This window comes from Enterococcus sp. RTP21361st1_A6_RTP21361_211029, assembly GCF_040910045.1.
Lineage (GTDB): Bacteria > Bacillota > Bacilli > Lactobacillales > Enterococcaceae > Enterococcus_D > Enterococcus_D gallinarum.
In genome coordinates this window covers 42774-51117 of the sequence record NZ_JBDGBK010000012.1, presented here as the reverse complement: position 1 = coordinate 51117, position 8344 = coordinate 42774, and the positions used below count along the sequence as shown (strand labels likewise).

Here is an 8344-nt window from a genome sequence, read left to right as displayed (position 1 = left end):
AAGAACACAGGGAAGAACTAGATGACTTAATTCAAAACTGGTTCATAAAGCACAAATATTTACCTAGCTGGTACAACATTTATGAAATTGATGAAATTAATGTGATTTAGTCAGCTATCCGACGATATAGCAGAAAGCGAGGAATGAATGTGATTGGGAAATTAATCATCCAAGGTAAAGCTTGGGGAGAATTTGAAAGTGCTAAGCGATCAAAAGGAAATATCGAAATCAGTGGATATCGTTCATATGGCGGCACACACACTGTGAGGATGGTAGACCAACCTCAACTCAACGAGAATCAGCAGATTGTGTTGGAGTGGTTGAAAGAAGAAAAAAATAATTCCAAGCTTACAGCATTCGATTGTATTTACTCGTTTATTTATGGGAATCCAGAAGATCTTGTTACAGAAACTTGGGCAGAATTAAATGCAAAAGAAGAAGCTCAAGTTTTAGAAGCATTCGGCCAATGGGTTTTGGAACAGGAGGAATGAATGTGAGTGTAACCAGTTTATCAAAATTAATTTCCACTAGGAAAGAGGAATTGGCAAGACTATTGGAATGGAGAGGAACCAACTTCCCAGTAGTGGAACGCCAGAACGATTTGAGAATCTCATTTATTGAACTTGAACTAGAAGACTTAGAAGAGCTTAATAACCAACCGCAACTTAACGAGAATCAGCAGCAAGTCCTTGATTGGCTAAAAGACTATTACAAAGAAAACAGACCGTTTACTACAGCATTCGGAGCGATCAGGAATATAGCATCTAAACGTTGGATGTTTATCAAACAAAATTTGACGGAGAATCAGCAAGAGCAAGTTTTACAAACATTCATCCAATGGGTTTTGGAACAGGAGGAAGAGTGATGACAAAGTTCAAGGAATTTTTAGCACCATCTATTGATGCTCAGATAACTAACTTTTTTAAAGATCAGGCAGAAAAAAATCCAGATGATGTTTTTGAATATATTGATTTAGTGGCTATTAATAATGACCGAATAATCTTGGTCTATCGTCAAATAAAAAAAAGTGTATATAAGGCTAAGTCTTTAGTAAGAAGTTTACAGTAATTACGCAATCGTCAGTGATAGCAAACAGGAGGGATAAGATGAAATACATCATTACCACTGACCATGAGGAACAAGGCTGGCTTGATTCCTTTAATGATTGGGCAAATTTTTCATACAAAATGAATCAAGAAGTCAAAGAAGAAGATCTGGATTCTGTGAGGAAAAATATTTACAGATTTAATAATGAGTTTGCTTGCGGGCCCGCTATTCGTTTGATTGAACAGGAGGGATAAGATGGTGCCAAGATTTAGAGCGTGGGATAAAGGGCTAGAATTTATGATGCCGGTTGAAAGTATCGACTTTGAATACGAAATGATAAATTTAAACTCCGCTTGGCGGAAGTTCGAAGAAATCGAACTCATGCAATCCACTGGCTTGAAAGACAAGAACAGTGTGGAGATTTTTGAAGGCGACGTTGTAAAAATATCTGACGGGGGCAACGAAGAAGACAGCTACACCAGCGTGGTTAAGAATTATGCGGATGAGGGTTACCCAGCCTTTGATATTGGAGCTCCCAGTTCGTGGCATTACGAAAGCAACGTTTTGTCTACAATTATGGGGGGGAGATTACGAGACAATCGAAGTTATCGGCAACATCTACGAGAACCCAGAACTATTGGAGCAAGCCAATGAATCGTAGCCAAACAATTATCATAACGGTCCTTGTAGTAATAACGCTGAGTTTACTATCCTATACAATAATTGACCAACAGGAACAAATTGAGCAGTTAGAACAGCAGTTACAAGAAGTACAAATGAAGTATGAAATCATCAAAAATGATCCGTTAGCTAAGGATGCGATGGAGGCAGGAGGGTGAAAATGACTGTTGCAGTGTTAGGAGTTGTTGCGTTTATAGTAATTTTTGCCGTAAGCGTGATTGTTGGGAAGGGATTAGATGAAAAGGAGCACAATTACGTTGGGGAAGACGAAATCAAAAATCAAAAAGAAGAAGCGGAAGTTGTTAGAGAAAGCCCAAGCGAATGGGACTGTGAGCGATAAATATTTGAAGAAGGAGAAGAAAAATGAAATTAATACCCATTATTGTAAATGAAAATAATGAGCAATTGGTAAGCGGAAGAGAGTTACATGAGTTTTTAGAGGTAAAAGATAATTACACAGATTGGTTCAAGCGAATGATTAAATATGGCTTTGAAGAAAGTATTGATTTCATCAGTTTCTCGGAAAAATCCGATAAACCTTTTGGTGGTCGCCCGCAAATTAACCATTTTCTAAAACTAGACATGGCAAAAGAAATCTCGATGATTCAGCGAACAGAAAAAGGGAAACAAGCGCGTCAATATTTTATTCAAGTGGAAAAAGAGTATCGTAAAGAATTGAAAAAAACATTAAGCGATCCAAGAGAACAGCTTAGATTGTTCTATCAATTCGGAGAACAAACTGCAGTTCGTGTAGATGCCATTGAGAAAGATGTTTCTATCTTGAAAGAGACCATGCGAATTAGTGGAAAACAAGAGGCAGATATTCAACGAGCAGGCAAGCAAAAAGTGATTGAAGTACTTGGAGGAAAAGAGAGTCCAGCCTACGAATCAATTAGTAAGAAAGTGTTTGCTAATTTTTGGTCAGAGTTTAAACGATATTTTTCTATTCCTAGATATGGGGAATTGCCTTGTAAACAGTTTGATGAGGCGCTGATATTTATTGCTGAATGGCTTCCAGAAACAGCTATGAGAATGGAAATTAACCAATTGAATCGACAAGCACAGTTATTTAGAGCATAAAAAAACGAACCTTCTAGGGATTGTGTGGTGGAAAGTTGAGTAGAAGGTTCGAAAAAAGGCTACAGTTACAAACGAATTTATTCTGAAAAGGGTCCAACAAAGGAATGAGTAGCCTTTTCTATTAGACTAATAGATAAAATTAAATAGTCAATATTATTTAATAAAAAATAGGCAACCGACCACTGGCTGCCTGTACATAGGATATTGAATGGAGTCAAAATCTTTTTTCATTATACCATATCTTGGAGTGATTTGTAATGATTAAAGAAGCTGATATCAAACAGACAAAGGCAAATGCAAAGGCTATTTTAAAACAGTATCGGGGACTAGAACGCAAGGCAGGACGAAGTCCGATCGATATTCGTTCCCCATTTATGAACGATATGCCTAAAGCACCAAAGCATGGAAATATGGTTGAAGATGCATTGATTCAAAATATCGAAATAAAAGAGAAAATTCAAGCGATAGAATATGCGTTAAGTCGGTTAGGACTGATGAGCAGACAGGTATTATACTATACGTATTGTATTAAAGAAGTTATGACAAATGACGAGATTGCGGATAATCTCGGTGTCGCAACTCGCACACTGAATCGCATGAAGTCGGAGGCTTTGTTGGAGTTTGCGGATGTATTCGGAATAGTTGCTTATCGCTGAAAAATTTTGGCGTAAATGGCGCAAATTTGGCGTTTTTGGCGTAAATTTGGCGCAAATTGTCTGTTTTCAGATGTTATTATAGTAGTGTCAGAAGATTAGGAGAGACGGTTGTTGGACTACTCACAATAATCCAAATACCGAAAGGGGGCAATCTCCTTATCGCTTATTCTTCTTTGGCAGAAAACAGGGCAGAAGACGGCAATACTTACAAAGGAGTTGAAACGCTCCTTATCTTCATTCGCCGTCTTTTTTATGTCATTGTTATTGAGATTGAACAAAAGCACGTGGCAATCAGCCCTTGAGTTATCCCAAGGCTTTTGTCGGATAAACAATCTCGTCATTAGGGTTTATAGTCATCCCGACTGCCAGTCAGCGAAAACTTGTTACATAAGCTACACTGCGGAAACAGGAAGTGGCGAGCAACCTAGCATTGTTATATACGTGCCAGATTGGCTAGGCGATTTGGTACAATTTAATCTAGTCTGAGAAAGAAAATTTCGATATAATACATTTTGTAGAAAAGTGAAAAGATGGTGGCTAATCTCTTAATAAAGGGGTGATGCCTATGGTTCATAGCTTTATCCCTAGAAGGGAGTAAGCATGTCTGTATTTGAAGCATTAACGCTGATGATTGCTTTTGCGACATTGGTGTTGCTGATTACAGAGAATAAAAACCAAAAAAAGTAACCATCTAATCCACTTTGGCCAGTAATTAGATGGTTACAATATCAACTGATGAAAGCCACCGTCTTTTTAACGGTTCTACATGGGCGTGTTTGCAGCACGTCCTTTTTCTATATCTATTATATCATGTGAAAATAGAAAATCAATTCAGGATCACTCGCTGAGTGGTCTTTTTTCGTTTTAGTTTTTTTTAGTTTGGGGGCGATTTTTTGAAACTGACTAAGAAGCATGAAATGGCTATACAATTACTATTTGAAGGTTCTTTGAAGCGACAAGAAATCGCTCAAGAACTAAAAATAAGTGAGCAGACTTTGTACAATTGGATGAAGGACGAAAATTTTACGAGTGCTTATGATGATTATGTGAAGGTAATTATGAGCAAATCATCAGGGAAAGCATTGAAAACAATGTTAAATTTACTGAATGCAAAATCTGAAATGGTCCGATTTAATGCTGCAAAAGACATCCTAGATCGTGGTGGATTTATGCCAACAAACAAGCAGGAGATAGATATCAAATCAGTTACTTTTGTGGATGATGTGCCGCTTGATGACGATGACTAATGTAAGAGTATCCATGTCAAAGACATTAGGCAAGGGATACAATCGTTTTTTTCATAGTAAAAATTTTTATCGGGTAGTAAAAGGATCACGCGGTAGTAAAAAATCAAAATCAACAGCTCTTTGTTATATACATGATATTTTAAAATATCCGTGGGCTAATATATTAGTTGTACGTCGTTTTTCTAACACAAACAAACAATCAACTTATACTGATTTCAAGTGGGCGGCAAATCGACTTAAAGTGACCGATTTATTTAAATTCAACGAATCACTGCCAGAAATTACGGTTAAAGCCACAGGCCAAAAAATTCTTTTTCGCGGTTTAGATGACGAACTAAAGATCACATCTATTACAGTAGATGTTGGTGTTCTTTGTTGGGCTTGGTTTGAGGAAGCTTATCAAATTGAAAATCAAGCGAAGTTTGATACAGTCGTTGAATCTATACGTGGTGCGTATGATGCCCCAGACTTTTATAAACAAATCACAGTCACTTTTAATCCATGGAGCGAGCATTCGTGGTTAAAAGGAGCTTTTTTTGATGATGAAACAAGATATAAAGATGTATTTTATGACACAACTACTTTTAGAGATAACGAATGGTTAGATGACCAGGATAGAAACAGGTATTTGGACCTATACAGAACGAACCCAAGACGGGCAGTTGTTGTTTGTGATGGCGATTGGGGAATTGCTGAAGGTTTAGTCTTTGATGGTTGCTACGAAGTCAGAGATTTTGATATCGAAGCGAAGAAACATGAGATAGGTTTGACGATCCACGGCATGGACTTTGGGTTTACAAACGACCCAACGACTTTACCTAGTGCCATTTTTGATGAAAAGAACCAGGAACTGTGGATCTATGACGAACTTTACAAAAAAGGGCTACTAATCAATGACCTGCTTAAAGAAGTTGAGAAAAGGGAACTGACAAAAGCTGTTATTCGTGCAGATAGTGCAAGCCCTCAAATGATTGCTGAATTAAAAAACCGTGGTGTTAGCCGAATTACGGGAGCTGTAAAAGGCAAAGACTCGGTAGAACACGGAATAATTTTTATGCAAGGGCTAAAAATTTACATACACCCATCGTGTGTTAAAACCCTGGAAGAATTCAATACGTATGTTTATCAGCAGGATAAAACAGGTAAATGGTTGAACAAACCGGTAGATGCGAATAACCATATCATTGATGCTTTGCGATATGCATTAGAACCTTACATGAAATCCCAAGGTGGATGGTTATATTAGAGGAAAGGAGCGATTCTTCATTGGATCCAAAATATTTTTTATCTCAAGATCCCAAGATTTTAGCATCTGCAGTACAACGAGCTGTAAATTCAGATCGGACAGCAAGCTATAAGCGCAAAATGCGAAAGGGAGTAGATTATTACCAATACAAACATGACATTTTACACTTCCGATTGTTCTATATGGACAATGAAGGCAAAATACATGAAGAAACTTCCAGAAGCAATATCAAAATACCGCATGGCTATTTGACAGAGCTTATTGATCAAAAGGTCCAATACTTGTTGTCAAATCCTGTTGAAATCAAGACGGAACAAAAAGGACTGCAAGAATTAATTGATCAGTACATTGACGAAGACTTCCAGCTGATGCTGCAAGAATTAGTCGAAGGCGGTAGCCAAAAGGGTTACGAGTTCGTTTATACGAAGCTAGGTGAGGATCGCTTGTCTTTCCAAGTGGCTGATAGCTTAAAAGTAATTGAAATCTATGATGCAGATTACAATTTGATTGCTATTATCCGTTACTACGATACCGACATCTACCAAGATGGCAAGACGGTTCGTGTCACTCGTTCGGAGTTGTGGGATAGTGAGAAAGTCTGGTACTTCATTAGCGAAGGCGGCTATTTACAAAGCTTTAAGCTTGATCCTAAGGTGGAAGTCAATCCTTTGTACCATGACACGAGATTGAACCCTGAGACCAAAGAAGCATATGGGCGATCGATTGGGAATGCGCTTGGCGTTGCTGATTTTATTCCTTTTCTGCGATATGACAACAATAAATACCAAACGACTGATTTAGATCCAATCAAACCACTGATTGATGACTACGATTTAATGGCCTGCGCATTGTCCAATAACTTACAGGACTTTGATCAGCCGTTTTTTGCAGTAAAAGGATTCAATGGTGATGGTTATGAACAATTGATCAATAACCTACGATCTCGCGGAGCCGTGGGTGTTGGAGATAACGGCGGTCTTGATGTCCATACTGTCAACATCCCCGTTGATGCTCGTAAAGCCAAATTGACGGTTGATAAAGAGGGTATCTACAAGTTTGGCATGGGATTTGATTCGTCACAGGTCGGTGATGGCAATGTGACCAATGTGGTTATCCAGTCCAGATACACCTTGCTGGATCTGAAGTGTAATAAAGCAGAAATCCGATTGCGTAAAATCATCAAACAAATGCTTGAACTGATCGTTGCGGATATCAATCAGCGTAACAACACTGCTTATGATACATCTGACCTTGAAATCATAATTACTCGTGACACTATGGTCGATGAAACAGAAGTCGAGGAACGTGAGAAGACCAAGGCAGAGCGCAAACAGATCGAAATTGACAATATCTTGAATGCTGCTGTCCGCTTGGATGACGAAACGGTACTCAAATACATTTGCGAAGTCTTTGATCTAGATTATGAAGAAATCCAAAAGTTGTTGGATGAACAAGACTATGAAGAGGAAGTGATTCCAGGTGTCGAAGTACCAGAAGGAGATAGAGTCATTACTCAATAAGTCAGAATCCAATATTACCAAAGACCTAAAAAAACTCTACAAAGATTTAGCAAATGAAATTACCCAAGAAATTGTTGCCTTAGCCGAACAAATTGAAAAAGACGATAAATTCAGTAAAAAGCTTCAAAAGGAGCGCCTTGAGTCTATTCGTAGTCAAATGTATGCGAAAGCGAATCAGCTTGAAGGGGATCAACAAACAAGCATGTTTGATTTTTTGGCTCATGATGCCGGCACTGCTTATAACGAACTCTTTTACGAGTTTGAAATGAGCGAGAAAATACCTCTTTCCTTTGCTTTGCTGACCGATAAGCAAATAGCTACCATAATCAATACCCCGGTTGCGGGCAGGAAGCTTTCAACTCGTCTAAAGGGGAATTCTACCAAGATGAAGAAAAACCTTAACAGAGTGCTTACAAGGGGTTTTAGTAAAGGGTGGTCAACTCAGAAAATGGCTGCTCAAATAGCTGAAATCGGTGGTGCCAATTATCGAAGAGCCATGAATATCGCTCGAACGGAATCAGGGCGTGTCACAAGTGTCACTCGTCAGCAGTCACAACAGCATGCCAAAAATCTTGGTATCAAGGCGCAAAAGAAATGGATATCAACACTAGATGGTGACACCAGGAAAACTCACAGACAACTTGATGGCCAAATCCGCGATATCGATGATTATTTTGAGATTGCTGGAATGAAAACTTTGCAACCACATATGTTCGGTATTGCCAGCGAGGATTGCAACTGTCGGTGTCGTACTATCAATGTGATTAAAGGATATGAGCCAAGACTGAGGCGTGACAATGCAACTGGTGAAGTTTCAGCTTATAAGAATTATCAAGAATGGATAAATAGTAAGAGGGAGGAATAAGC

The 8344-nt window shown here is 38.5% G+C and carries 14 protein-coding genes and 1 pseudogene; all 15 read left to right on the top strand.

What is annotated here, in order from left to right:
- Positions 1–149: 149 nt before the first annotated feature.
- The 15 genes and pseudogenes from AB5Z52_RS03715 to AB5Z52_RS03645 all read left to right on the top strand — a co-directional run bounded on the left by AB5Z52_RS03715 (position 150) and on the right by AB5Z52_RS03645 (position 8342).
- Positions 150–491: a hypothetical protein gene (locus AB5Z52_RS03715; protein WP_368243255.1), complete on the top strand. Its 342-nt coding sequence runs from the start codon at positions 150–152 to the stop codon at positions 489–491.
- Positions 492–493: 2 nt separating this feature from the next.
- Positions 494–865: a hypothetical protein gene (locus tag AB5Z52_RS03710; RefSeq protein ID WP_368243256.1), complete on the top strand. Its 372-nt coding sequence runs from the start codon at positions 494–496 to the stop codon at positions 863–865.
- Positions 865–1068, top strand: a complete 204-nt coding sequence (locus tag AB5Z52_RS03705; RefSeq protein ID WP_368243257.1) for a hypothetical protein — start codon at positions 865–867, stop codon at positions 1066–1068. The genes AB5Z52_RS03710 and AB5Z52_RS03705 overlap by 1 nt, the downstream gene beginning before the upstream one ends.
- Before the next feature lie 38 nt (positions 1069–1106).
- A complete protein-coding gene (locus AB5Z52_RS03700; protein WP_368243258.1) occupies positions 1107–1301 on the top strand; it encodes a hypothetical protein in 195 nt (64 codons plus the stop codon).
- Position 1302: 1 nt separating this feature from the next.
- A pseudogene (locus AB5Z52_RS03695) lies at positions 1303–1482 on the top strand (YopX family protein); the annotation flags it as partial.
- Positions 1483–1543: 61 nt separating this feature from the next.
- A complete protein-coding gene (locus AB5Z52_RS03690) occupies positions 1544–1708 on the top strand; it encodes a YopX family protein (RefSeq protein WP_368266832.1) in 165 nt (54 codons plus the stop codon).
- Positions 1698–1886, top strand: a complete 189-nt coding sequence (locus tag AB5Z52_RS03685; RefSeq protein ID WP_368243260.1) for a hypothetical protein — start codon at positions 1698–1700, stop codon at positions 1884–1886. The genes AB5Z52_RS03690 and AB5Z52_RS03685 overlap by 11 nt, the downstream gene beginning before the upstream one ends.
- Before the next feature lie 2 nt (positions 1887–1888).
- On the top strand, positions 1889–2068 hold the full coding sequence (locus AB5Z52_RS03680) for a hypothetical protein (RefSeq protein ID WP_368243263.1): 180 nt from the start codon (positions 1889–1891) through the stop codon (positions 2066–2068).
- Between the two features lie 23 nt (positions 2069–2091).
- Positions 2092–2808, top strand: a complete 717-nt coding sequence (locus AB5Z52_RS03675) for an ORF6C domain-containing protein (RefSeq protein ID WP_368243266.1) — start codon at positions 2092–2094, stop codon at positions 2806–2808.
- A 257-nt stretch (positions 2809–3065) separates the two neighbouring features.
- Positions 3066–3464, top strand: coding sequence for an ArpU family phage packaging/lysis transcriptional regulator (locus AB5Z52_RS03670; RefSeq protein ID WP_368243267.1), 399 nt, complete (start codon positions 3066–3068; stop codon positions 3462–3464).
- Between the two features lie 600 nt (positions 3465–4064).
- Positions 4065–4151, top strand: coding sequence for a putative holin-like toxin (locus AB5Z52_RS03665; RefSeq protein ID WP_221180308.1), 87 nt, complete (start codon positions 4065–4067; stop codon positions 4149–4151).
- 206 nt (positions 4152–4357) lie between these two features.
- Positions 4358–4711, top strand: coding sequence for a phBC6A51 family helix-turn-helix protein (locus AB5Z52_RS03660; protein WP_317738656.1), 354 nt, complete (start codon positions 4358–4360; stop codon positions 4709–4711).
- A complete protein-coding gene (locus tag AB5Z52_RS03655) occupies positions 4704–5957 on the top strand; it encodes a PBSX family phage terminase large subunit (protein ID WP_368243302.1) in 1254 nt (417 codons plus the stop codon). The genes AB5Z52_RS03660 and AB5Z52_RS03655 overlap by 8 nt, the downstream gene beginning before the upstream one ends.
- Before the next feature lie 20 nt (positions 5958–5977).
- Positions 5978–7477, top strand: a complete 1500-nt coding sequence (locus AB5Z52_RS03650; RefSeq protein WP_368243269.1) for a phage portal protein — start codon at positions 5978–5980, stop codon at positions 7475–7477.
- The gene (locus AB5Z52_RS03645) at positions 7437–8342 is read left to right on the top strand and encodes a phage minor head protein (protein WP_368243270.1); all 906 of its coding nucleotides are present in this window, start codon (positions 7437–7439) and stop codon (positions 8340–8342) included. The genes AB5Z52_RS03650 and AB5Z52_RS03645 overlap by 41 nt, the downstream gene beginning before the upstream one ends.
- Positions 8343–8344: the final 2 nt, after the last annotated feature.

What these genes read in the sequence shown, in the direction of transcription:
- AB5Z52_RS03655 (WP_368243302.1), top strand. Translation starts at nt 4,704, where the DNA reads ATGACTAATGTAAGAGTATCCATGTCAAAGACATTAGGCAAGGGATAC.
- AB5Z52_RS03700 (WP_368243258.1), top strand. Translation starts at nt 1,107, where the DNA reads ATGAAATACATCATTACCACTGACCATGAGGAACAAGGCTGGCTTGAT.
- AB5Z52_RS03680 (WP_368243263.1), top strand. Translation starts at nt 1,889, where the DNA reads ATGACTGTTGCAGTGTTAGGAGTTGTTGCGTTTATAGTAATTTTTGCC.
- AB5Z52_RS03670 (WP_368243267.1), top strand. Translation starts at nt 3,066, where the DNA reads ATGATTAAAGAAGCTGATATCAAACAGACAAAGGCAAATGCAAAGGCT.
- AB5Z52_RS03690 (WP_368266832.1), top strand. Translation starts at nt 1,544, where the DNA reads ATGCGGATGAGGGTTACCCAGCCTTTGATATTGGAGCTCCCAGTTCGT.
- AB5Z52_RS03665 (WP_221180308.1), top strand. Translation starts at nt 4,065, where the DNA reads ATGTCTGTATTTGAAGCATTAACGCTGATGATTGCTTTTGCGACATTG.
- AB5Z52_RS03675 (WP_368243266.1), top strand. Translation starts at nt 2,092, where the DNA reads ATGAAATTAATACCCATTATTGTAAATGAAAATAATGAGCAATTGGTA.
- AB5Z52_RS03685 (WP_368243260.1), top strand. Translation starts at nt 1,698, where the DNA reads ATGAATCGTAGCCAAACAATTATCATAACGGTCCTTGTAGTAATAACG.
- AB5Z52_RS03705 (WP_368243257.1), top strand. Translation starts at nt 865, where the DNA reads ATGACAAAGTTCAAGGAATTTTTAGCACCATCTATTGATGCTCAGATA.